This window comes from Staphylococcus cornubiensis, assembly GCF_900183575.1.
GTDB lineage: Bacteria > Bacillota > Bacilli > Staphylococcales > Staphylococcaceae > Staphylococcus > Staphylococcus cornubiensis.
Genome location: NZ_FXUZ01000001.1, coordinates 14,088 through 39,760 on the forward strand (window position 1 = coordinate 14,088; position 25,673 = coordinate 39,760).

Consider the following 25,673-nt stretch of genomic DNA (forward strand, 5'->3'; position numbering starts at 1 on the left):
GGAGGCAAGTTTTAGACATGGAACGTAACGGTTTAATAGATATTGGTTCAAACACGATTCGCTTAGTTATTTTTCAATACGATCCGAAAACAGGATTAAATGAAATTCAAAATATTAAAACGCCAGCAAGATTAAGTCAATATTTAGATAGTGAGCAAAATATGACACAAGAAGGGATAGATGTGTTAACGACAGCGCTTAGAAGTTTTAAAAGAGTGGCGACAGACTTTGAAGTGGAACATCTCTATCCCATTGCAACAGCAGCGATGCGTCAGTCTCGAAACCAAAAAGCGATTTTGAAACATATTCGACAAGAACTAGATCTTGAAATCATTATGATACCAGAAGAGGACGAGGCCTTTTATGGTTCTTATGCAGTCACTCATACGACAAGTATTCAAAATGGAATTACGGTCGATATTGGTGGCGGTTCAACAGAATTAACGTTATTTAAAGACAAAAAAATTAAAGAAGCTATTAGTTTTCCATTTGGTGTCGTCACGTTGACACGGATGTTTTTTGAAGGTAAAGAGCATAATGATAAAGATGCGATTAAAAAGATGGAAAAGTTTTTGAAGAATGAATTTGGTAAGGTGTCATGGATTCAAAATCAGCACATTAACTTGGTCGGTATAGGAGGTTCTGCGCGTAACTGTGCGAGAATTCATCAGTCTTTACATCAGTATCCTATTGCAGGGGTACATGGTTACACGATGGAAGAAAATGATTTAAAAGAAGTGTTTCAAATGCTTAAGAAATCTTCACGCGACACATTAACGACTTTGGATGGGTTGAGTCGTGATCGTGCTGACATTATTTTACCTGCTGTATCCGTGTTTAATGTGCTGTTTGAGCTGACTGATGCGACAGCGTTCACATTTTCAAGAAAAGGGATACGTGAAGGTTTCATCATGAATCAAATTGCTAAAAAATATCCAAATGAATTTAATAAAACCAATGTTCTACAAGATGCGTTACGCCATTTAGCCAATGAGTATAAAATTGAGGAAAGTGGAGCAAAGCAACGAGTTAAGCTTGCCGAATCGTTATTGGAACAGTTAACAAATGAGAAAAAACTCAAAGTTGACAAGCATTTAAAGCAAGTTTTTCTTGAAGCAGCGTATATTTATTATTTAGGTCGATTTATTGATTCAGATTCGAGTTCACAACATACGTATTATATTATCGCAAACTCCAGTATTAATGGGTTGTCTCATAAAGAACGTGTGAGATTGGCATTACTTGCAAGCTTTAAAAATAAAACGTTACTCAAATTATATAGTGAAGAGACAAAGTGGTTTACTGATGATGAACTTTCAGACATTCAAGCGTTAGGTGGCATTATCAAATTTGTAAATGCTTTAAATATCTCCAATACGAATAGTGTCCAAGAAGTGACGCTACAAGCTTCAAAAGAGGGATACGACTTGTTTGTCAATTATCACGGCGAACCAATTGCCGAATCTTATCAATCAAATCGACAAAAGAAACATATAGAAAAAGTACTTAAAACAAAGGTTAATATTGTCTTTACAAATTCTTAAATAATAGCCCACTCATTTTATGTTACGCTAAATAAGGACTTACACTATGTTTTGTAGAAGATTTAATGGGGTGACAATGAAAGTGACTATTGAAAAAGGAAATTTGGACCTTAACCATCCAGATTATTATAATAATCGAGAAGTCAGTTGGTTAGACTTCAATTATAGAGTATTACAAGAAGCATGTGATGACGAAAACCCATTATTAGAGCAGCTTAAGTTTATTGCGATTGGGAGCTCAAATTTAGATGAATTTTTTATGGTGCGCGTGGCGGGATTAAAAGACCAAGTGAAAATGGGATTTGATAAGCCAGAAAATAAAGCGCAATTAACGCCAGAACAACAATTAAAAGCAATTGAGAAGAAGAATCGTCAAAATGTTGATTTTCAATATCATCGTTTCAATGCGTTAGTCGAGGAATTAAAAGCTTATGAAGTATTTTTATGCAAGCCAGATGCGTTAAATGAATCGATGCTCGAGCAACTTGAACAAATCTTCTTAAACGATATTTTACCGACATTAACACCACTCGGCATTGATGCATATCGACCATTTCCGAAACTGAACAATAAAACGTTAAATATTTTTGTCGATATTGATACAGGAGATGAAATTAATTCAGCTATTGTGCAAATCCCGACACTGTTAAACCGTTTTATTAAAATCAATGAAGGTAGCCGTCAATATATCATTTTAATAGAAGATATGATTTCCTTTTTCATGGGTCATCTTTTTAAAGGATATGAAATTCTGAATACGTATACGTTTAGAATTACAAGAAATGCCGACTTAACGATTCATGAAGATGGTGCCGAAGATTTACTTATCGAAATAGAACGCTTTTTGAAAGAACGTAAAAGTGGTGCTGCAGTGAGGCTAGAAATCGATAATCGCAATCAACATGATATGAATATAGATTGGTTAATCGATACGTTAGAATTAGAACCTCAAGATGTGTATTATACGAATGGTCCACTTGATTTAACGATGGTTTTTGAATTAGTGGATCACTTATCGCACAAATTAAAAGACTTAAAATATGAACGTTATACACCTCAAGTGCCACAATCTTTAGGCAATGAAAATGTATATGATTTGGCATTAAAACGTGATATTTTCTTCCATCATCCGTACGAGTCATTTGATCCGATAGTTGATTTTATTACTGAAGCATCTGAAGATCCGGATACATTTGCGATTAAACAAACATTATATCGCGTGAGCAGTGATTCACCGATTATTGAAGCACTTAAAAATGCTGCAGAAAATGGGAAGCAAGTGACGGTATTAGTGGAATTGAAGGCACGTTTTGATGAAGAAAATAACGTACATTGGGCAAAAATGTTAGAAGAAGCGGGCTGTCACGTGATGTATGGCATGACGCACTTGAAAACACATAGCAAAATTACGTTAGTCGTTAAACGCGTGAATGGCAGTCTTGTACCATTTGTACATCTTGGTACAGGGAATTACAACGATAAAACGGCCAAATTGTACACAGATATGGGCATTATCACAACGAACAGAGAAATTGGAGAGGACGCGATGAACTTCTTCAATTATCTGAGTGGTTATTCCATGAAGCCTGATTATCAACAATTAATCGTGGCACCATACGAAATACGCGACTTATTTATTGAACGGATTGATGAAGAAATCGAAAGTCATCGTCAACATGGTAATGGTAAAATGATGATGAAAATGAATTCATTAACAGATAAAGCTTTGATTAAAAAGTTATACGAAGCGTCTCAAGCTGGTGTGCAAATCAAATTAATTATTCGTGGGATTTGTTGTTTAAAACCAGGTATTCCAGGGATTAGCGAGAATATTGAAGTCGTGAGTATTGTAGGGCGTTTATTAGAACATTCACGTATTTATTACTTCTATAACAATGGTGAAGAGAAAATTTATTTATCTTCTGCAGATATGATGACGCGAAATATGATTAAACGTGTTGAAATTTTATTCCCAATATTAGACAAACGCATTGCGAAAAGGCTCGTTGATTTTATGGATTTACAACTTTCTGATAATCAAAAAGGGCGTTATCAAGATGCCTCAGGTGTTTATCATTATGTGAAAAATGACTTAGCGCCATTAAACTCTCAAGAATTTTTAATGCGTGAAGCACAAGAATATGGGTTGGCATTGTCCAAACAAAATATGATTGAGACAGGGCAGCCGGTACGTGCAAAAAGAAATTGGATGGACCGTGTGAAAGGCCATCTGAAGCGAAAACAATAACATTCAGTTGTATCGTCGAATAGGCTATGATTTACAAAATGGTTGAAGCATACAAAAGGGGCTTGGACGTGGTGTCCGAGCCCCTGAATTTTTATCACAATCCGATTAATTATGATTCAATATCATCAATTGTGACCGAAATAGGCTGTTGTGTAATAGGATGTGTGAATTCAATTTGATAACTTTCTAGCTGTAATTGTCGCAACTTCGAATCACTATACAGTGGATCTCCTAAAACCGGATAACCGATTTCAGCGAGATGAACACGAATTTGGTGTGTTCGTCCTGTATCTAGCTTTAACATCACTTCGCAAATGCCTTCTTTAACCATTTTAGAAGAAAGAATATGCGTCACTGCACGTTGGCCCGTCGGTGATATACGGCGCTTATTTGGATGGAATTTATCCTTGCCAATCGGTAGATCGATCGTCTGTGGCTTAATCGGCAACAAACTTTTCACTTGTGCTTTATATATACGATGAATGTCATTGTTTTCTAACATGCGATCTAATACCTTTTTAATAAGCGGGTGTTTGGCCACGATGAGTAAGCCGACTGTTTCTTGGTCAAGACGGTGAATAGGCTCAACATACGGACGATTTAAAGTGTAAATGACATGGTTCATTAACGTGTTGCTTTCCTTTAAATCATTCGGATGTGTCTTCACGCCTTTAGGTTTATAGACAATCGCTAAAAAGTCATCTTCATAAGCAATTTGCGCATAACGATAGCTCGGTACGTACTGGCTTTTCGCTTCTTCATCAGGAATAACAATTTCGTCACCTGTATGGACGATTGTTTGTAAATTTGCAGCTTTATCATTCACTGTGATAGATTTTGACATATTCAGTGTATGTAAATCTTTTTTCGGTAACTGTAATGTTTTGAATATGTCTCGAATGGATTGTTCATTAAATGTGTCGGCAACTTTAAATTTCATAAAATCCTCCTTAATTTCTTTTATCATAACATAAAACGAAATGGTATTGATGGTTTTATTCATTGAAACAACGTGTATAATAAAGTTAAATGTACATTAAAACGTGAGTGATGCATTAACGTTTGATGCGATGTGAAGAGTGGAGTGACCAAAATGGAAAAACCAACAAGATTGGCGTTATTGAAGGAAATTGCTGAATTCCTTAACGAAGAAACGGAATTACAATCCATGCTTGATGGTGCGTTAGATTCATTAATTAAAGGTAGTGACTTTACGACAGGTTGGATATTTTTTATTGATGAAGAAGGGCATCATACGTTAGAGTCACATCAATCGTTACCTTCTGCGTTAACGAATCGACAATGTCACTACATGAAAGAGGGGACATGTTGGTGTGTTCAAGCGTATCATAATCAAAAATTGACGAAGGCTTCAAATATTATTAATTGTTCACGTATTAACTTGGCCAGTCGTGAATTTGTGACAGAAACAGAAGATATTACGCATCATGCGACTGTCCCGTTACGATCAGGTAATGAACAATTTGGTCTTTTGAATGTCGCAACGCCTTTTACGACGCATTATACAGATGAAGATCTCGAATTGTTAGAATCTGTGGCATTTCAGATTGGTTCAGCAATAAAACGTATTGATTTGAACAATCAAGAAAAAGAAGCGGCACGAGTCAATGAACGTAACCGCTTAGCTCGAGATTTGCATGATTCGGTTAATCAAATGCTCTTTTCTTTAAAATTAACTGCGCATGCGGCAGGACAAATGACACAAGAGGAAACGTCTAAACGTGCCTTTATGCAAATTGAACAAACGAGTCAAAACGCCGTTAACGAGATGCGTGCATTAATTTGGCAGTTGAAACCAGTTGGACTAGAAAAAGGTATCGTGCATGCCTTGAAAAATTATGCAGGTCTTATCGGTCTAGATATTGATGTGACAGTTAAAGGGCTTATCGACTTAGAAAACAGAATCGAAACACACCTTTATCGGGTGATGCAAGAAGCGATGAATAATACGAAAAAGCACGCACAAACCAACCATATGACGATTGTGTTGAATCAAACGGAACAACATCTTATCGTTGAAATGAAAGATAACGGTGTTGGATTTGATGTGACGGCCATTGATACAGCAGATAAACACGGTTTGTCCAATATGCGTCAACGAATTAAATTTTTAAAAGGAATATTAAAAATGACAAGTCAACAAGGTACAGAAATTAAAATACGTATACCACTTCAACAGCATAGGGAGGGACAATAATGCCTAAAATTGCACTTGTGGACGATCACTTTATTGTGAGACAAGGATTAGAATTTTTACTTTCTACACAACAAAACATAGAAGTCGTAGGTAGTTTTGGGGAAGGGCAAGCGCTATTAGATGACTTAGCCGCAAGTCACATCGCACCAGAACTCATCCTTGTCGACCTCGTAATGCCCGAAATGAACGGGATCACTTTAATTCAAAAACTAAAAACACAATATCCAAACATTAAAATATTAGTGCTGACAAGCTATGTTGATGAAGAACATGTCATGTCAGCGATGCAAGCAGGTGCAGATGGTTATGAAATGAAAGATGTCGAGCCCGAAGCGTTAATGTCCTCCATTGAGACTGTTTTAAGAGGCAATAAAGTGATTCATAAAGATGCACAACAAGTGATGGACACGGTGATTACGAAGCCACACATGTTAAATAAATTGTCGAAGCGTGAAACAGAAGTCTTAAAAGAAATGGCTAAAGGAAAGACGAATAAAGAAATTGCTGAAACGCTGTATGTATCAGAAAAGACAATTAAAACACATGTCAGTCATATTTTCGCAAAATTAGAAGTGACAGATCGGACACAAGCAGCAATTTATGCGATGGAGAATCATTTGTTCTAAAAGGAAAAAGTTATAAAAAACAGGAATTTGGATAGCTCATTGCCCAAATTCCTCTTTTTTGAAGGACTTATTCGTGCTTTTCGATTAAATACGGCTCAATATGAACAATCGTCTCAACTTCACCTAATCGTGCTTGCAATTTCGATTCGATATGATCTGAAATTTCATGACTCTCAATTACATTTAAATCTGGGTCAACAGCAATTGTCACATCGATAAATGAAATGACACCATGACTTCTTGCCTTAATATCACGAATTTCTTTAATTCCGGCAATAGAAGAAATGATATATTGAATTTGAGCAAGTTCTTCCTCATCGTAGCCGTCAGTGAGTGTGACAGCTGTCTCTTTAAAAATATCGATACTTGCCTTCATAATGAGTAAACCAATGACAATCGCCGCAATCGTATCGAGCATAGGTACGCCCATATAAACCCCTAAAATACCGATAACAGTACCGATTGACACTAAAGCATCGGAAAGATTATCATAACTTGCTGCTCTTAAAGCACTGCTATTGACCTTTTTTGAAAGTTTGCGGTTAAAAACAAACACTGCAAACATGACAATACTTGAAATAAGACCAACGATAATGGCAGACTGACTCGGCTGTACGAATTCACCATGATAAAAGTGCTTTACTCCGGTAATAATAACTTGGATACTGACCGCAAACATAATAAATGATGCAATAAGTGAAGCGATAAATTCAGCACGATAATGCCCATAAGGATGATTTTTATCCACGGGTTTCATCGAGATTTGAAGTGCGATTAATATGGCAATAGAACTAATCACATCTGTTGCGTTGTTGATACCGTCTGCCACTAAACCTTGACTGCTCGCTAACCATCCATATGCAATTTTCAATAATGTTAAAAATGTATAAGTAATGATGCTTAGTGTTGCGCCTTTTTTGGCTTGAGAAATTTTATATTCTAATTGCAACGAAAACACCTCTAAATTTAGTATGTAAAATATTGAAACACTTCATATTTTTCTTTATGATAAAACGTATTTAACTGTTCTATTATCCTATGAAAAGCGTTATAAATCTAGTGAAAACTATAAAAATAGTGATTGCAATATTGTTAATTTTCAGATTATAATGATGTTATAACATTAAAGGGGATAGTGGATATGAAATTTAAAGGATTAACAGTAAAAATCATTATTGCTTTAATTTTGGGGATTACGTTAGGTTCAATTTTCAATTTTTATGTCGGATCAAAATTTGTCGCATTTATCGACCAATATATTTTTAACGTTGTCGGTCAAATCTTTTTAAATCTCATCTTTATGCTCGTTGTACCAGTAGTATTTGTGTCTATCGTACTCGGTGTCATTGGTGTCGGTGATCCAAAACTATTAGGTGGCATTGGTTTAAAAACGCTTGTCTTTTTCTTATCGACAACAGCCATTGCTATTACGTTAGCGATGTGTTTAGCGTTAATTGTTAAGCCAGGTGCAGGGCATTCAGATTTATTAAAATCAGAAGAAGTCACTACATATCAGAAGAAATTAGATGATCAAAAGGCAACTGGGGCTTCGCCGATTAACCAAACATTTGATCAAACTTTAATTAATTTCTTCCCGAAAAATGCGATTCAGTCAATGACAACAGGAAACATGCTTCAAATTATTACTTTTGCGATTTTCATCGGTATCGGTATTATGATGGTAGGCGAACGCGGACGGATTGTACATCAATTTTTTGAACAGTTTAATGAAGTCCTAATGTATATTATATCAATGGTAATGAACGTTTTTGCGCCAATCGGTACATTCGGACTTGTCGCGCACGCATTTACAGGTGCAGGTTTTGGTGCAATTAGACAGCTCGGTTTATACTTTATTGTCGTGTTAGCGGCATTATTTATTCATTTCTTTGTCGTCTATGGTGGATCAGTGAAGTTCCTAGCTGGTCGTAGTCCAATCGAATTTTTCAAAGGATTTTTCCCAGCGATTACAGTAGGTTTCGGGGGTTCAAGTTCAAATGCAGCTCTTCCAATTTCAATGGAATGTACGAAAAAAATGGGTGTTAAACCGGAAATTGCTAGCTTTGTACAACCTTTAGGGGCAACAATCAATATGGATGGTACCGCTATTATGCAAGGGGTCGCAACGATTTTCATAGCACAATTGTCAGGCGCTGATTTAACGCTATTACAACTGATCACTGTAGTTGCAGTTGCGGTTATTGCATCAGTTGGAACTGCGGGTGTCCCTGGCGTTGGTTTAATCATGTTAGCCATGGTATTAACTGCAGTAGGTTTAAATCCTGCAGCTATCGGCATCATCTTAGGCATTGACCGATTATTAGATATGACACGTACAGCAGTAAATATTACTGGAGATGCAGCATGTGCATTGATTTTATCTGAACGTGAAGGTAAAAAACTCAAAGGAAATATGCATGTAGAATAATAATGATACAATAAGCCAACGTTTCTAGTGAATGATAGGAGCGTTGGTTTTTTAATAAGAAGTAGTATATCATTAGCATGATAATAGTCAGATTTGGTGTAAGTTTTTTAATTCACCTTGATTGAGTTGAAACTAAGCAATAGCAATTGGTAATTAATTATTTCAAAATGTATAGTTCGAAATATGATTTCTCTAAATACAAATGTATCATGAGGAGGGGCTGAAAATGAAAAGTCGACCGAACACAATGCATAATATTATTTAAAATATGATTTTTAAATACCCAGAAATTATGGGAAATAGCTTAGTAGGCGATGAGATGAAAGTACATAATCTCATGTACTACATTCAGAAAACGCCTTTAGCACTAACTGGAAAGTCTATTATTGATGAACAGTTTGAAGGTTGAGTACACGGTCCTGTTTTACCATCCTTAAGAGGCTTATTTGATTTTTTGTTGAAGATAGCGAATCTAGAAATCATATCAATGATACTGAAGAATACATCATTGAAACTACAATTTACAGTATGGTAAAATCCTACATCGGCTTTGAGAGACATTCTTGCTAGTAAACATAATTGGAGCAAAGTAACTAAAAATAATTGGAGTGATGTTTCTAAAGTAATGTCACATGTAATGAGGTATGGAAAGCAAAGCAACTATAAGAGAACGGCATATCAAAAAACACTTACCATGAGTGGTAGAACTGTAGTAGTAACTTATAAACGAAAAAACAGTAAAATATATGTATCGAATGAGTGGGTCAAATAAATGAATAGTATTACCATTATATTAAATTTATTGCCAGCTGAACTGCAAAGAATGTTACTCAACAAAGATATGGATAATGTTTTAACATACTTTATGTCAAACGATATTTCAGACGAAAAATTAGCATATTATTTATCAAACCTTGCTAATCAAATTGACACGATTGAATATCATGAAATGGTCGCAAACATCTATCATTTTCATTTTAATTATGTGGACAGTGCTTATAATTTAGCTTATTATCATTATTGGCAATCGCTAGAGGTTTCACAATTTAAAGATCAAAATCTGTTGAAAGAATTTTTAGAGATTCTAGATGAGCCAGATTTTGATATGATTACTAAAGAGAAAATTAAAATGGTTGCAAATAAAGTACTTGAAAATGAGCCTAAAAATGATTTAGTAATTAAATATGCTAAATCATAATTCATAATTAAACTAAAGGAATGGTGAACATTAAGAGCCATTGTTCCTTTTTCTTTATTCTCAAATTTTTCAAAATACACTTTTGTTGGTTTTGTTGGAAACTCTGGGAATTCTACAGAACCACATATACATTTTCAACTTATGGATAACAAAAATCTTAGTATTGCTAAAGCTTTGAGAATTCGTTTTGATAATGGTATAGATTACAAAAAAGGGGACATCATAAACGAGTTTCATAATTAAAACGAAAGTACTGTTAGAAGATAGATTATAAGTTTATCAATACTTTCCTCATACTTTTACGATATAACTAAATCTTGGATGATAAACTCTAAGTCATTTTTTAATTGTTGAGTTAAAAATGTATAATAAATCGTAATACCTCCAAATTTTCAATAGCAGCACCCTCGTTTTGTGGTATAATATAATTCTTGAACTCATATTTACGGCACAATACTTATTTATGAAAGCTGTTCATCTATCGTATATGGATACACATATTAATCATTAAAATCTAATAAAAATACATAAAACTATTTTAATATAGGTTTGATTGTCTTATCAAAATAACAGTGATTGTTGTAAATTGTGTTTGAGAAACGAAATGATAGCGAGATCAAGCTTTCATTGATTTTAAAAGCTTTATGTTACGTAAAAAACCTGTAATTTGTTGTTTAATTATTCAATCAAAATAAGTTGAATTTTTGCGACAATTGCGCATTTTTCTGGTTTGTGATTGTTTTCAAAAATGCCACTTTTCATTTGTCGTATTTTGTATTAATATGTAATTTGTGTTTCAAGAATTGTGTAGAATTGCAATGCTTGTGTGCGGATAAATTTTTATTTAAGAAAGGTAGTCATAATAAATGGATAGACAAAGTTTTACTGAATTAATTCAAAGCAAGTTCAAGATGGTACGTATTGAGGCAGGCTATACGCAAGATACGATGGCTCAAACTATCGGCCTATCTAAAAAGACATTAGTACAAATTGAAAAAGAACGTGTGTTACCAAACTGGACAACATGTGTATCTATTTGTGCGTTATTTAGAGATTCTGAAGTATTGAACAGCACATTTGGTTGCGATCCTTTAGAAATCGTTCAAACTATTTCAAGAAATCAAGCTGCATACCCTAGATATTCAACGGTAAGTGATATTTATTGGGATACGATTGCAAGTAAGAGCGGATACATTCTTCAATCAAACAAAGTAAGTGAACTTTACCGTATTCTTGATGCGGATAAGCAGCCTATTTTTGCTTCACCTAAGTTAAGAGAAGCTGAAACATATTTCCAACGCAACGTAAAAGAAGAGCTTATTCGTGCATAATTTATAATAAATGATAAAATGTGGGAGCATCAACAAACAAAATGTTGTGTGCTCCTTTTTTATAGATAAAAATCATGTTTAACACAGTGATTTTCTGGTCATATTGTTACATATGGCTTTACAAGGGATAAAATATTAAGTTTTACTATTTTATTCGAATAGTGACTGATGAAATTGAAATTTTGTTCCCAGTTAAAATTTAGAGGAGAGATGTATACATGCAAGCGATTTTGGTCGTATTGTTTATGATTGTGATTGGCGCTGTCATTGGTGGTGTCACGAATATGATCGCCGTCAAAATGTTATTCCACCCATTTAAGGCTTATTATATTTTTGGTAAGCGCGTTCCTTTTACACCAGGACTCATCCCGAAAAGAAGAGGGGAAATTGCCGAAAAAATTGGTCAAGTTGTGGAAGATCATTTATTAACAGAATCATTAATGAGAGAAAAGTTAGAAACGCCTGATATGCGCGCTACAGTTCGTCGTGCGGTTGCGCAACAGGTAGATGCACTAGAACAAGATCATGTAACACTGCAATTTTTGGTGGAACGATTTGACATTCATGTTGTTCAAGATGGGGAAAGCGTCATTGAACGTTATACGAAGCAAAAGTTGAACGAAAAATATGAAGTGCATCAAACAGATAAAATTGCAGCGCTCGTACCAGCAAAAGTGATGGCAAAGCTCGATGAAAAGGTCGGAACATTAGATACATTGCTATTAGAAAGAGCAAGAATTTACTTAGATTCTAACAAAGGTTACGAAGATATTTTAGAAATGTTAGAAACGTTCTTTGTTGAAAAAGGTAAAATTGTGTCTATGCTACAAATGTTTATGACAAAAGAAGCCATTGCGGAACGTATTCAGAGGGAATTAATTCGTTTAACGACACATTCTAAGGCGAAAACGATTCTGGCTGCACAAATTCAAGCAGAATATGAAAAATTAAAAAATGGGACTTTAGAAGAATGGATTAAACCGGAGCAAATGAAGGAAATCGAAGGGCAAGTGTCAACGTTTGTATTAAAACAAATTGATTTACAAAAGCGAGCACACATGCCTTTAAAATCTTTGGTGCCACAAATGTTTGATATGTTGCATGATAGAGGCATTGATCGTATTACGGATTTAATTCTTGATACGTTAGCTAAACGCTTATCAACCATTTTAAAACAAGTGAATATTCGTGGCTTAATTGAAGAGCAAATTAATCGTTTTGACTTAGACTATATCGAACGCTTGATTTTTGAAATTGCGAATAAAGAATTAAAATTAATTATGTTGCTAGGTTTTATTTTAGGAGGTATCATTGGATTTTTCCAAGGATTAATAGCAATCTTTGTATAACACTATAAAATATGGTATCGTAAGCTAGGGAAGAGATTGGAAGAGAGAGAATTCAATCTAAAATACACAACTCAAGGAGAGATTAAAATGGCTGTAAATTTATATGATTACGCAAACAAATTAGAGCAAGCTTTACGTGAAAGTGACGAGTACAATGCAATCAAAGACGCATACGCTAAAGTAGAAGCTGATGAAAACTCTAAAAAATTATTTGATGAGTTCCGTCAAACACAAATGAACTTCCAACAAAAACAAATGCAAGGTGAAGAAATTAGCGAGGAAGATTTACAAAAAGCGCAAGAACAAGCGCAACAAATCGAAAAAGACAGCAATATTTCTGAGTTAATGAATGCTGAGCAAAAAATGAGCCAAGTATTCCAAGAAATTAACCAAATTATTGTTAAACCTTTAGACGAAATTTACGCTAACTAAAGAAAATAAAATAATAGATTAAATGGTTATAATAGAAAATTTTGATTGTCATACTTGACACGCTTTCATCTAATTGCTCTCATTAATAACGTCTTTATAGTTTTACACAATTGCTATCACGGGCTCGCGTTCCTAGGGACTTGCCTCAACTAAATTCGGCTTGGCTTAAAGGAATACTGGACGAAAGCCAAATTGGATTTTCGGCTGCGTCTGTTCTCTCAGGAGTCTCGCCCATTTAGCAATTGAATGTTAAAGATAGTGAATAAATAAGGGCAAAACTATGATTGAAGAGAAAGACAAGTTTCGGATTTTTTAGTCTCATATACTTTCAATGTATGTTTCAATGTTAAAATTTTCATGTATTATAGAAAAGGCTAGGGAAACTTAATATGTGCCCTAGTCTTTTTTTATCTAAAGCTGTACAAGTAAAATGATACATCCAATTATTTATTCAAAAAGGTGAGGTTCATTGTTCTTAGTCATACTTTCATTAAAATCATAGCGGTTTCTATAAAAATTTCAGGACTTTCAATAATACTTTAATGAGATACGCCTTATATAACTAAAATATGATAAAATAAATGAATACGAAACATGCATACATAGATGAAATTTGATGATAAAAGGAGAATGCTTGAATGGTTAAGTTTTTGCATTGTGCAGATTTGCATCTCGATAGTCCATTTGCATCCAAGCGATATTTAAATCCAACAATTTTGAAAGATGTTGAAAATAGTGCTTACGAAAGTTTTAAAAGTATTATTGACCTTGCATTAAGAGAAGAGGTCGACTTTATCATAATTAGTGGAGATTTGTTTGATCAACACAATCGTACATTGAAAGCGGAAGTGTTTTTAAAATCTCAGTTCGAACGTTTGCAGAAAGAACAAATTTTTGTCTACATCGTACATGGCAATCACGATCCTTTATCGGATGAAATTAAGACGAAATGGCCTGAAAATGTCACAGTATTTTCAAATCAGGTCGAAACATATCAAGCGATTACGAAAACGGGTGAAACGATACACCTTCATGGCTTTAGTTATGAAAAACGCGAAAGTTACGAAAATAAAATAGATGCATACCCGACGAATGAAAATCGTAATGTCGTACATATTGGTGTCTTACACGGAACTTATAGTAAATCAGACGCTTCAGATCGTTATACGGAATTTCGATTGGAAGATTTAAATGCGAAGTTATACCATTACTGGGCGTTAGGTCATATTCATACGAGACAACAATTGAGTGATTTGCCTGAAATTCATTATCCTGGCAACATTCAAGGTCGTCATTTTAAAGAACAAGGTGAAAAAGGTTGTTTAATCGTAGAAGGTGACCATGTGACGTTAAAGACACGCTTCGTACCGACACAGTTCATTCGCTTTGAATCTGCAATACTTGAAACTGAAGATGTAAGCCAACAAGCATTATTCGAGCTGATTCAAAACTTTAAAGACAGTGTCAGACATCAAGGTCGCGCGTTTTATCGATTACAACTGAATATACGTGGCGATGAAATGATCTCACCCCAAGTTTTAGAACAATTAAAAGTATTGTCATCAGAATATGAAGAAAATGAACGTCACTTCGTCCTCATTGATGAATGGGAAGTGCGTTATGTCGATATTCGCCAAAAATCAATCATTCAAGAGTTTCCTACAGAGTTAATTGAGCAAGACGATGTTTTTGAACGTGCTTTGAAAGACTTGTATATGAATCCGAAAGCATCAAAATATCTAGAGAGCTATCAAAATCATGATCGTAAAGCATTGATTGCACGTGCAGAGGCGATTATTGATGCTGAGTTAAAGGGGGGCAATTAACCCATGAAAATTAAAGCAGTTGAAATTTATGGTTATGGTCAATTTGTTCAACGAAAAGTAGAGTTTGATCAATATTTTACTGAGATATTTGGACATAATGAGGCAGGGAAGTCGACACTTCAAGCATTTATACATTCGATTTTGTTTGGTTTTCCGACTAAAAAAGAAAATGAACCGCGATTAGAACCTCGTATGGGCAATCATTATGGTGGTCGTGTGACATTAATCTTAGACGATGGTATGGAAGTAGACGTCGAACGTGTGAAAGGTCCTGCACAAGGCGAAGTGAAAGTATATTTACCGAATGGTGCGATTAAAGATGAGCAATGGTTGAAAGAACAATTGAATTACGTGAATAAAAAGACGTATCAAGCCATTTTTTCTTTCAATGTACTCGGACTTCAAGATATTCATAAACATATGAGTGAGATCCAATTACAAAACTTTTTAATGCAAGCAGGCGCGCTCGGTTCAACAGAGTTCATCGGTATGCGTGAGTTAATCAATCAAAAGAAACAAGAACTTTATAAAAAGTCAGGGCAAAATCCTGAAATTAACCGCAAAATTGAAGAAGTGCGTAACTTAGAATATCAAATCCGAGAAGAATCAGCGAAAATCGAATCGTATCAACGTCTAACTGAAGAACATGAAAAGGCATCACGACGTTTAGATACATTGAAACAAAATTTAAGTCAGTTGACAGGATTGTTTGAAGAAAAGCAAAAAGAAGTCGCTTTAATTGATCAAGTTCAAGAGTGGAAAGGATTAGAAGCGGATTTAAATATTGAACCGTTAGAGTTTCCTGAAAAAGGGATTGATCGTTATGAAACGGCTAAAATTCAAGTGGATCATTTAGAACGTGACATTGGTTTACGTATTGAAAAACAACAACAATTACAAAGTGAAAATGAACAATTGTACGTGCCCGAAAAATCACTTTATCAAAACTTTGAATCGATAACGAAACAAGAAGATCGTGTGAAGCAACAAGATATGGAATTGAAACAAACTGAACGCGAATTTAGTCAACACGACATGGAAATCGAAAGTTTAAAATCTCATATCGGTTGGGAAAATTGTCATGATGATGTTGATTCGAGCGAGGCCCAAAAAAGTTATGCGAGTGAAACCTTAAAACAAAAACAAGAAAATTTACATACGTTGCAACAATTGAAAAAGACGCAAGATGATTATCAAATTGAGACAGCGTCTTTTGAGGAAGAACTTGAACATTTAAATAGTCAATTAGTTGATGATGAAAATTTCAAAAAGAAAAAAGTATATGAGCAACGTTTATTAGAATTAAAAGAAAAACGCAATCTATTTGATAAGATGAAAGCGTCATTTGAACAAGAAACTGAACAAAAACAACAGCAGCAACGACGTGTCAGAGGGGCTTCACTCATACTTGCGATGATTTCTATCGCATTTGCTATTTGGATGTTTGTGACAAATGCAATGGTGGCAGGTATTGTTTTAACAGTGATGGCTGTCGTCTTTATTATTGGTATGACGCTATTCCGTTCGAAACCAGTAGGATATGATACGCAATTCTCAGAAGAACTGGCACAATTGGAACAAGAAGTGGAACGACTTGAAGCGGAATATGATTTAGACTTTGATTTGTCTACACAATATCAATTACGTGACCAAATTGCACAACGTCAGCAACAATTAGCGATTTTAAAAACAAAAGTGCAACATACCAATACACAATATGAAGACACACATGCGGCATGGTCTGAAGCGACAAACAAGTTGCAACAGTTAAAGTCATCACTTTATTTATCTGAAAACTTGTCAGATGACATACTCATTGACGCGATTCAAACGATTCAAAAGATAAAAGATCACCGACAGTATCTCATTAAACTGAATGAAGTCCATATGAATTTAAGTAAAGCATTGCAGGATTTCTATGCAGAGGTCGATGAAAAAATCGGCACAGTCATTCAACAGTATGATAAAGATACCCTTTTTCATGATGTGAGAGAATGGTTAAAGAAAGCGAGTCAAGATATGACGCGTCATGAGCATAATACTGAACAATTGAACTTGTTAGAAAAAGAGTTGAAACATTTGAAGCATCGTTTAAGTGAGAACCAGCAAGTGATTCAAACATTGTTCGGTGCAATTGGTGCCCTAGATGAGGAAAGTTATTATAAACATCATGAACGCTATCAACGCTACCACGAACGTTTAGCACGTTTTAATGACTTGACACACTTCCTTGAAAACCAAAACTATGGTTACGAAAAGAGTTCAAAATTAAGTGAAAAAACAACCGCTCAACTTGATGAAGAATATCAAAAGTTGTCTGAGCAAATTGATAACTATAATGAACGCTTTTTGGCAGTGCAAAGTGAAGTCAGTGATCTGTTAGCGCAAATGAATCATATGGAAACGGATGACACATTAAGACACTTACGTCATCAATACCAACTTTTAAGAAATCAATTAAATGAAAGTGCTGAAGATTGGGCAGCATTAAGTTATCTCGAAGCATTAGTTGATGAGCATATTAAACAAATTAAAGATAAACGGTTGCCGCAAGTTGTAAATATTGCGACAGATATTTATAATGATTTAACAGGCGGTCAATATGTACAAGTCACATATGCGAACGAGCAAGTCATGGTTCGTCATCAAGATGGACAAATGTACCAACCGATTGAATTAAGTCAATCGACAAAAGAGTTGCTTTACATCGCACTCCGCTTAAGCCTCATTCAAACATTGAAGCCGTACTATTCGTTACCGATTATTATTGATGACGCATTTGTACACTTTGATGTTGAACGTAGAGCTAAAATGATGAAGTATTTAAGATCTATGTCTGAAGAATATCAAATTCTTTACTTTACATGTTCGCGTGATACGAATATTCCAGCAAAACAGCTTGTCACGTTAAACAAGATAGATAAATAGAATGGGAAGGCGTTAAAAATGAGAAATATTGAAAAGCTACAACCTGGAGACACGGTGGATCACTTTTTTCTCATCCATCGTGCGACACAAGGTGTAACAGCGCAAGGTAAAGATTATATGACGCTTCACTTACAAGATAAAAGTGGTGAGGTCGAAGCAAAAGTATGGACTATTACTAAAGAAGGTATCAATTTATTAAAACCTGAGCACATTGTCCACGTTAAAGGGGATATGATCAACTATCGTGGTCGCAAACAAATGAAAGTGAATCAATTCCGACTTGCGACAGAAGAAGATGGATTGCGTACCCAAGATTTTATCGACGGTGCACCGATGTCTCCCGAAGAGATAAAGGATGCAATGCAAGATTATATTTTTGAAATCGAAAATGCACCTTTACAACGTGTGACACGTTATTTATTGAATAAACACGAAGATAGTTATTTTGTGTATCCTGCAGCGAGCACGCATCATCATAACTTTGTGAGTGGTCTAAGTTATCACGTTTTGACAATGTTAGAAATTGCGCGTCAGCTTTGTATTATTTATCCAGAACTTAATAAAAGCTTATTATATAGCGGTATTATTTTACATGATATGGGTAAAGTTAGAGAGCTATCTGGCCCGATTGCTACATCTTACACACTTGAAGGGAATTTGCTCGGTCATATTTCAATCGCAAGTGATGAAGTTGCGGATGCAGCACGTGAGCTTAATGTAGAAGGCGAAGAAATTCTGTTACTCCGTCATCTCATTTTGTCGCACCATGGTAAATTAGAATACGGTTCACCTAAATTGCCTTATGTCAAAGAAGCAGAAATTTTGAACTTCATTGACAATATTGATGCACGTATGAATATGTTTGATAAAGCATTTAAGAAAATTGAAAAAGGTCAATTTACTGAGCGTATTTTTGGTTTAGAAGGTCGACAATTTTATAAACCAGAAAAACTAGATTAATAAAATATGAGCAGGACTGGGAAACGCAATTGTCTCCCAGTCTTTTTATGTGTTGATTTTCCGAAATGGGACAATTGCTACATGAGTGATATGAGCGCGAGTATAAAAAAGAAAAAGATGTAGGACGTTAAATGTTTTGTCCTACACCTTTTTCATCATGCTTTACACTCAACTACATGCCGAGTTGACTACCTTGTGATGATTGTTGTTTCAATGCATCAGGATTTAAAATATTATCCTCAATGGCTTTCTTAATGTCACGGTCCTTATAATCAACTTTGTATTCATCAAGTAAGTCTTTATAGGCGTCTGTTAAGATTTTAGGGTCTTCTTGTAATTTGTTTTGAATGATTTTTTCTTTCAGTTTAGATTTCTCTTTATCAAAATCGTCTTGTTTATCTGCACGAATGATATGATAACCGTATTCAGTTTTAACGACTTTTGAAATTTCGCCCTCTTTTAATTTGAATAACGCTTCTTCAAACGGTTTAACCATTTGGCCTTTGATGACGTAACCTAAGCTGCCATTATTGTCTTTTGTAGAATCCATTGACTCTTCTTTAGCCAACTTGTCGAAGTCTTTTGGATTTTTGTCGAGCTTCTCTTTAATTTCATCAATTTTCTTCTTAGCGTCTTTATCAGATAAGCCTTCTTTGTCGTCCTTGTCTTGTTTCACTTTAATTAAAATGTGAGATGCTTTTTTCGTATCCTCTTTGATTTCTTTGTCTGATACTTTTACTTTCTCATTCAGTAATTCTTTTTGGTAAGCAACTAATTTACGTTGTTCTTTATAATCGTCAATCGACATGCCTTGTTGCTTAAGTAAACTTTCAAATTGCTTTTTACCGCCGTATTTTTTTACTTCTTCTTCTGTTTCTTTGTCAATTTCTTTTTGATCGACTTTATCGCCATATTTTTTCTCTAAAATTTTGTTCAATAGCACTTTGAAAGATTGACTTGCGATTTGATCATTACCGATTTCTTTTAATACATCTTCTACTTTAACGTCTCCTGCTTTTGACGAAATCAAAGTTTGATCTTTTGAAGTTGGGGCATCATTTCCACATGCTCCGAGTAACACTGCGCTTGCTGTAATAGGAATAAATAATTTTTGTATGCCTTTCTTCATCTTTTGAGCTCCTTTTATTATGTAATTAACACACATAAATATTACCATAATGTCCGTCAGCAACCAACGATGAAGGGTAAAAATACGACTAAAAGATGAGAATGTTTAATATCATTCATATTATTTTTATGGATAATTCCAATACAAGAGATAAATGATAATAAAATTATAATATTATAACTAAATTCGAGGTGCATGTGCGTCACTGATTTTCGCGCTCTCTCTGAGCAATAATGATGCTGTAAAACCGATGAGTAGTAAGAATGCGACGATATAAGAAACCAATGGCCATCGAACCTGTCACATCTGTTAAGAATCCAGTCATGTATGGCGCTAAAATTGAAGCCGTCATTCCAATAAAATGATAGACGCTAAATGATGTCCCTAAAGCATTTTTAGGTGCATTATCTGCAACGACTGCAATTAAAACTGGATTTGTACTAATTTTCCCAACGATACCGTAACCGATTAATGCAACGTACAGAATCACTAAATTATTAAAAAACAATTGATGCTGTAAAAATAAATGCAAGGGGTAACATAATCATTAATACAGGTTTACGTCTGCCTAATTTATCAGAGGGCCAACTAAAGAATAGGGACCCAGGAATGGCTGCCCACGGTACGAGAGATGCGACAAAAGCAACTCATGCCCATTTCAGAAACTGTAATACTTGAGACAAAATAACCAATCGACGTACCAAAAGCCATACCACTATTAATCAAAGCAGCCCCTATTGCAATGTTTTTTAACCATTTTAACCAATTTTCGACACAATCAATCGCTTCAACATAGCAACTTTTTCTTTTTACATCTATATTTGCAAAATAAAAAAGACTGATACATCTCTAAAGAGAAATTGTATCAGCCAACATGCATTTGTTTTGAATGATCATTGTGTACTAACAGTAAAAAACCGTTTTGATGTTCTTCGACGTAATGACCTTGACGAGCTGAAAGGATGACTTTTAAGTAGAGTAAGTCCATCACAGAATAGCCTGCATTTAATGCTAATAAAAACATAAAATAATGGCCATACTCAGGGTTTGCGCGTGCTACAAGAATACAGACAACTGTAACGACAATTAATGGCATGATGAGACATATACAAAAATAAGACTTTCGTATAGGACGATCGAGATAAATATTGTATAGTGGCATCCATGATTGTCGTAATAACTTGTGCGCTCTTAAATATTTCAAGTAAGGAAATACCGTAACAATATGAATAAGTTTGTGAACGGGATATAAAAATAACATTAAGACAATAAACAATAGAAAATTTTGATCTGTAAATGGCACATTAGAGTAGTAGTGAAATATTTCAAAACTAACAAAAAATGTGATAACAACCGTTACAAAACTTATAAAAGCAATACGCGGTAAACCAAATCTTGAATGGACATCAATTGAACGCAAACAGTTTAACATTTACAAGCTCCTTTGCTATCAGTAATATAACGTATTATCTACCTGAAATTACTGTTCGTCAAGCAAATTTTCTCGAATATGACTTTGACATAAATTCACATCATTAATGAAGTCTTTGCCGTGCAATTTAGCCACGAGATAATGCACATCACTAAAGCTTGGAAGATGAAACATTTCATTTTGGAATTCTTTCGAAGCATTAAAGATTTTATTTTGCGCTTCATCATAATGTGCGAAAATTTCATCTACTAATGCTTTACCTTTATCCGTTAAAGTAATGTACGTATTCCTCTTATCGTTGTGGTCTTTCTCCATATTAAGCAACTCTTGTTGTTCTAAACGCTTTGCAAAATTGTATGCTGTTGAGACGTGCATCACACCGTATTTAGATATATCGGATATTGTGGCACGTCCAAAGGCATAGAGTGTTAATAAAATCAGGTGTTCATTCATTGCGATACCTGATTTTTTTAACCAGCTTTGCCAATCGCTCTCAGCATTTTTCCAAAGTACTTTAGATAGCATTGCTATTTTATGTGTATAAAGCATTCCCTCAATTTGTGCTTGTTTGTCATTCATATTGTTAGACTCCTTTCTTAGACTATAAAAAAGCATGGTACTGTATTGTACCATGCTTTAAAGTCATTATATCGAATTATGTTCTTTCAAACACTAAAAAATTATTTTTTTGTTGGAAAATTTGTCATTTCTTCGCCACGATTTTGTAAATTTTCGATATGTGCTTGAAGTTGTTTAATATTTGGATCGATATCAGCTTTAAATTCGCCAATCATTGTTTTAACTTCATCACCGATAGAACCAGCAAAACTTTGACTCTCATTTTTAATTTGAGTGATATAACGTTTAATGTCATGGATACTATTTTTCATCGTATCGACTTCAAGTTCTAGTTCTGATTTAGGTCGTGCAGCTTTTGGATTTGCGATGCGTGTTTGGCCATCTCTAGCCATCAAAGCTACACCCAAACCTGTCGCCACGCCAGCGACAACGCCTAATGTTACTCGAACGGTTTTCATAATTTTCCTCCTCGGACAATTTTCTTTTATATATACCCATTTGTTTATAAAATATGCGGGTTAAGTATAAATAATCTTATTTGATATTTGAAGCAATTTGTGCAGCAATTTCTGCTTTTTGTGTATCATCAATACGTGATTCATTTGTTTCCCAATGATATCCAAAACCATCGATATCATTTTCGTAACGTGGAATTAAATGGAAATGAATATGGAAAACAGATTGTGATGCATATTCACCGTTGTTTTGAATGATATTTAAGCCGTCTGGATGAAATGTATCCTTAATGGCATTTGCTACAATCGGCAAAGCTTCTCCGATATGTTTCATCGTTTCAGCGTCTGTTTCATAAATATTAGGTGATGGCTTTTTAGGAATGAGTAATGTATGGCCTTTAGAGACTTGAGAAATATCTAAAAAAGCATAGACATAATCATTTTCGTATACTTTAAAACTTGGAATATCACCGTCAATAATTTTCGAGAATATCGTTTCAGTCATATAGATTCCCTCATTTCTTCATTTAGTTTTATTATAGCACGTGTGACTGTTGATGTAACGATATTATAGCATGCGTATTAAATAGCATTATTAATGATATTTTTGATACAATAACAGTTATGGAGGTGCAGATAAATGACTGTACAAATTAAGAATTTAACAGGTGGCTATGGTAAAAAGCCAGTGATTAAAAATATAAATTTCGAACTTGCGGATGGTGAAATCGTGGGTTTAATCGGTTTAAATGGCGCAGGTAAAAGTACAACGATTAAACATATTTTAGGATTGTTGACACCGACTGAAGGGGAGATGTCGATTTCTGGAATAGATATTAAAGAAGATATTCATGCGTATCGACAACATTTATCATATATTCCAGAAGCGCCTGTCATTTACGATGCGCTTACATTAAAAGAACACATTGAAATGACAGCGATGGCGTATGGTATTGATTACGACACAGCGATGCAACGTGCCATGCCTTTATTAAAGACATTTCGTTTAGAAGATCAATTGCACATTTTCCCGAGTCATTTTTCTAAAGGGATGAAGCAAAAAGTCATGATTATTTGTGCCTTTATTGTAGAGCCTGATTTTTATATTATTGACGAACCTTTTTTAGGACTTGACCCGATTGGGATACAGTCGATGCTTGATTTGATGGCGTCTAAAAAAGAGGAGGGGCGCACTGTATTGATGAGTACGCATATCCTTGCTACAGCTGAACGTTATTGCGATCGTTTTATCATTTTAGATCAAGGAGAAATTGTCGCAATGGGGGACTTAGATGCTTTACGTCAACAAACAGCCATGCCTCATGCGACGTTGGATGAAATTTACATTCGTGTCACTAAAGGAGCGCAATCCTCATGAAAACGGCGAGACAACTTTTTCGAGAACGCTTAAATGCAGAGCGAAAAAAGAGAAACTACTATAACAAATTTATATTTAATGGCCATTTCTCAGTATTTCTTGTTATTTTGTTAGGTGCTTTTATACTCGGATATGGCCAATGGTTAAAACATGTGCCTGACGGGATTAATTATGCACTATGGGTGTCTATCGCTTTATCTATAACATCTATTTTTCCACTAAAGACATTGTTAGAAGATGCTGATCGCTTGTTTTTACTTCCTTTTGAACAACAGATGAAAGCATATATGCGTGATAGTATTATTTTTAGCTATTTATCAAGATTACCGTTGCAAATTTTAATGTTAATCGTGTTTTATCCTTTATTGCATACCGTTTATCCTGAACGCATGCCCGCCTTTATTGTTACTGTTGTTTTAGCAATAGGTTTACCATTGTTTGGCTTGTTTTTAAAGTGGGAGTGGTATCGATATAGACTTGAACATTGGTCTATTCAGCTTGTACTCTTCATTTTTAATCTTGGTGGTTATTATGTCATGCTTGATGCTTTTAGCTTTTCTGCGGTGATCGCAGTCGTTGGTATCATCGTTTTATGCGTGCTACTTAATCGTCTTAATGCCAAGCAACTGTTTCCATGGGAGTTTATGATTAAACAAGCGCATCAACATCGTATCAACTATTATAAATTTGTGAATATGTTTACCGATGTGAAAGGGATGCAAGAGCAGGCTGTACGTCGTCGATACCTTGATTTTATGTTAAAAACACCCAAACCATTCGATGCAACTCAGCTCTATCCATTCTTATTTAAGCGTAACTTTTTACGTGGGAAAGACGCCTTAAACATGACGATACGATTAATTGTCATTATTGCGGTCATTATGGTTTGGTTGAACCATCCATGGGTGAATGCGGTCATTGGAAGTTTGGCAATGTATATTATCGTGCTCCAAATGTCACAGTTTTATACTCAAGAAGCGTATAGTTTGTGGCCGCAAGTTTGGCCGGTGTCGGAAATGTATGTCATTGAAGGCTATCGGAAGTTTTTACAACAGACGGTACTCGTTATTGGAGTGATTTTTAGTATCGTCTATGTGGCATTACATTTGAGTCAGTTTTATTTTGTAATATTCTTTTTCATCGTCGGTTATCTAACCATTCGAAGCACGATTAAAAAGTTAAAATATCAAGAAAGTTTATTGAAAGATTAAATCATAAGGGTAAACATAAACATAGAAGCAGACTGGGATATCAAGTTTTCCAAATCCCTATCTATATATGGACTTATATCATTAAAGACGATAAAACCGTCGAAAAATGAGAGTGAATTAGATATAAAAATGGATGCTACGGGTTGTCTTCATTTCAGAAACTTGCCCTTTGTTTCCTGTATTTGGTGTGGGATTGCCCAGAAGACTGAGACTCCTGAGGGATGAAGTTGAAAACAAAATACCGTCATTTGAATTTGATAGTGGCTACTGTTTATCGCAGTAGCTGTCTGACTTCTCAATACGCATGCTTTTGAGAAGTCTAGTCAGCCTTGCGGGGGCAGTACTACGAAATCTTTCTGACACATGAGATTTCTGTACTGCTCCCAAAATCCACTAACGCC

Annotated in this window: 21 protein-coding genes and 2 pseudogenes; 15 read left to right on the forward strand and 8 right to left on the reverse strand. The window is 34.9% G+C overall.

Annotated elements, in window-relative coordinates:
* The first annotated feature begins 17 nt into the window (after positions 1-17).
* Entirely contained in the window at positions 18-1,544 is a 1,527-nt protein-coding gene (gene ppx, locus CCE82_RS00190; protein ID WP_086427436.1) for an exopolyphosphatase, read from the forward strand.
* A gap of 82 nt (positions 1,545-1,626) precedes the next feature.
* A complete protein-coding gene (locus CCE82_RS00195; RefSeq protein ID WP_420822103.1) occupies positions 1,627-3,792 on the forward strand; it encodes an RNA degradosome polyphosphate kinase in 2,166 nt (721 codons plus the stop codon).
* A 109-nt stretch (positions 3,793-3,901) separates the two neighbouring features.
* Here the strand turns inward: CCE82_RS00195 and CCE82_RS00200 are convergent, their stop codons facing one another.
* The gene (locus CCE82_RS00200; RefSeq protein WP_086427438.1) at positions 3,902-4,732 is read right to left on the reverse strand and encodes an RluA family pseudouridine synthase; all 831 of its coding nucleotides are present in this window, start codon (positions 4,730-4,732) and stop codon (positions 3,902-3,904) included.
* Positions 4,733-4,885: 153 nt separating this feature from the next.
* Here CCE82_RS00200 and CCE82_RS00205 point away from each other — a divergent pair, with 153 nt between their 5' ends.
* Both CCE82_RS00205 and CCE82_RS00210 read left to right on the forward strand, forming a co-directional pair.
* Entirely contained in the window at positions 4,886-6,010 is a 1,125-nt protein-coding gene (locus CCE82_RS00205; RefSeq protein ID WP_086427439.1) for a GAF domain-containing sensor histidine kinase, read from the forward strand.
* Positions 6,010-6,636 carry a response regulator gene (locus CCE82_RS00210; RefSeq protein WP_086427440.1) on the forward strand — a complete coding sequence of 209 codons (627 nt, stop codon included), beginning with the start codon at positions 6,010-6,012 and terminating at the stop codon, positions 6,634-6,636. The genes CCE82_RS00205 and CCE82_RS00210 overlap by 1 nt, the downstream gene beginning before the upstream one ends.
* Before the next feature lie 67 nt (positions 6,637-6,703).
* On the opposite strand, the gene CCE82_RS00215 is transcribed toward CCE82_RS00210, so the two are convergent.
* Entirely contained in the window at positions 6,704-7,585 is an 882-nt protein-coding gene (locus CCE82_RS00215) for a cation diffusion facilitator family transporter (protein WP_086427441.1), read from the reverse strand.
* Positions 7,586-7,777: 192 nt separating this feature from the next.
* Between CCE82_RS00215 and CCE82_RS00220 the strand changes: the two genes are divergently transcribed.
* From CCE82_RS00220 to yhaM, 9 genes and pseudogenes are all read left to right on the forward strand, one after another.
* Positions 7,778-9,064, forward strand: coding sequence for a dicarboxylate/amino acid:cation symporter (locus CCE82_RS00220; protein ID WP_086427442.1), 1,287 nt, complete (start codon positions 7,778-7,780; stop codon positions 9,062-9,064).
* 553 nt (positions 9,065-9,617) lie between these two features.
* A pseudogene (locus CCE82_RS00225) lies at positions 9,618-9,836 on the forward strand (polymorphic toxin type 35 domain-containing protein); the annotation flags it as partial.
* Positions 9,837-10,262: a hypothetical protein gene (locus CCE82_RS00230; RefSeq protein ID WP_086427443.1), complete on the forward strand. Its 426-nt coding sequence runs from the start codon at positions 9,837-9,839 to the stop codon at positions 10,260-10,262.
* 866 nt (positions 10,263-11,128) lie between these two features.
* Positions 11,129-11,593: an XRE family transcriptional regulator XdrA gene (xdrA, locus tag CCE82_RS00235; protein ID WP_086427444.1), complete on the forward strand. Its 465-nt coding sequence runs from the start codon at positions 11,129-11,131 to the stop codon at positions 11,591-11,593.
* Positions 11,594-11,811: 218 nt separating this feature from the next.
* A complete protein-coding gene (locus CCE82_RS00240) occupies positions 11,812-12,942 on the forward strand; it encodes a DUF445 domain-containing protein (protein WP_086427445.1) in 1,131 nt (376 codons plus the stop codon).
* 87 nt (positions 12,943-13,029) lie between these two features.
* Positions 13,030-13,374: a YlbF/YmcA family competence regulator gene (locus CCE82_RS00245; RefSeq protein WP_086427446.1), complete on the forward strand. Its 345-nt coding sequence runs from the start codon at positions 13,030-13,032 to the stop codon at positions 13,372-13,374.
* Positions 13,375-14,012: 638 nt separating this feature from the next.
* Positions 14,013-15,200, forward strand: coding sequence for a metallophosphoesterase family protein (locus CCE82_RS00250; protein ID WP_086427447.1), 1,188 nt, complete (start codon positions 14,013-14,015; stop codon positions 15,198-15,200).
* Between the two features lie 3 nt (positions 15,201-15,203).
* Positions 15,204-18,128, forward strand: coding sequence for an AAA family ATPase (locus CCE82_RS00255; protein WP_086427448.1), 2,925 nt, complete (start codon positions 15,204-15,206; stop codon positions 18,126-18,128).
* 18 nt (positions 18,129-18,146) lie between these two features.
* Positions 18,147-19,088 carry a 3'-5' exoribonuclease YhaM gene (gene yhaM / locus CCE82_RS00260; RefSeq protein ID WP_086427449.1) on the forward strand — a complete coding sequence of 314 codons (942 nt, stop codon included), beginning with the start codon at positions 18,147-18,149 and terminating at the stop codon, positions 19,086-19,088.
* 172 nt (positions 19,089-19,260) lie between these two features.
* On the opposite strand, the gene CCE82_RS00265 is transcribed toward yhaM, so the two are convergent.
* The 6 genes and pseudogenes from CCE82_RS00265 to CCE82_RS00290 all read right to left on the reverse strand — a co-directional run bounded on the left by CCE82_RS00265 (position 19,261) and on the right by CCE82_RS00290 (position 23,188).
* Positions 19,261-20,217: a peptidylprolyl isomerase gene (locus CCE82_RS00265; RefSeq protein ID WP_086427450.1), complete on the reverse strand. Its 957-nt coding sequence runs from the start codon at positions 20,215-20,217 to the stop codon at positions 19,261-19,263.
* A gap of 180 nt (positions 20,218-20,397) precedes the next feature.
* A pseudogene (locus CCE82_RS13345) lies at positions 20,398-20,967 on the reverse strand (MFS transporter); the annotation flags it as partial.
* 115 nt (positions 20,968-21,082) lie between these two features.
* Complete coding sequence (locus CCE82_RS00275) at positions 21,083-21,649, reverse strand: DUF3267 domain-containing protein (protein WP_086427451.1); 567 nt, start codon at positions 21,647-21,649, stop codon at positions 21,083-21,085.
* Between the two features lie 48 nt (positions 21,650-21,697).
* A complete protein-coding gene (locus tag CCE82_RS00280; protein ID WP_086427452.1) occupies positions 21,698-22,228 on the reverse strand; it encodes an HTH-type transcriptional regulator Hpr in 531 nt (176 codons plus the stop codon).
* Positions 22,229-22,329: 101 nt separating this feature from the next.
* Positions 22,330-22,686, reverse strand: coding sequence for a YtxH domain-containing protein (locus CCE82_RS00285; protein ID WP_086427453.1), 357 nt, complete (start codon positions 22,684-22,686; stop codon positions 22,330-22,332).
* A gap of 76 nt (positions 22,687-22,762) precedes the next feature.
* Positions 22,763-23,188, reverse strand: a complete 426-nt coding sequence (locus CCE82_RS00290; RefSeq protein ID WP_086427454.1) for an HIT family protein — start codon at positions 23,186-23,188, stop codon at positions 22,763-22,765.
* A 135-nt stretch (positions 23,189-23,323) separates the two neighbouring features.
* On the opposite strand from CCE82_RS00290, the gene ecsA reads away from it, so the two are divergent.
* Entirely contained in the window at positions 23,324-24,061 is a 738-nt protein-coding gene (gene ecsA, locus CCE82_RS00295; RefSeq protein WP_086427455.1) for an ABC transporter ATP-binding protein EcsA, read from the forward strand.
* Complete coding sequence (ecsB, locus tag CCE82_RS00300; RefSeq protein WP_086427456.1) at positions 24,058-25,272, forward strand: ABC transporter permease EcsB; 1,215 nt, start codon at positions 24,058-24,060, stop codon at positions 25,270-25,272. The genes ecsA and ecsB overlap by 4 nt, the downstream gene beginning before the upstream one ends.
* Positions 25,273-25,673: the final 401 nt, after the last annotated feature.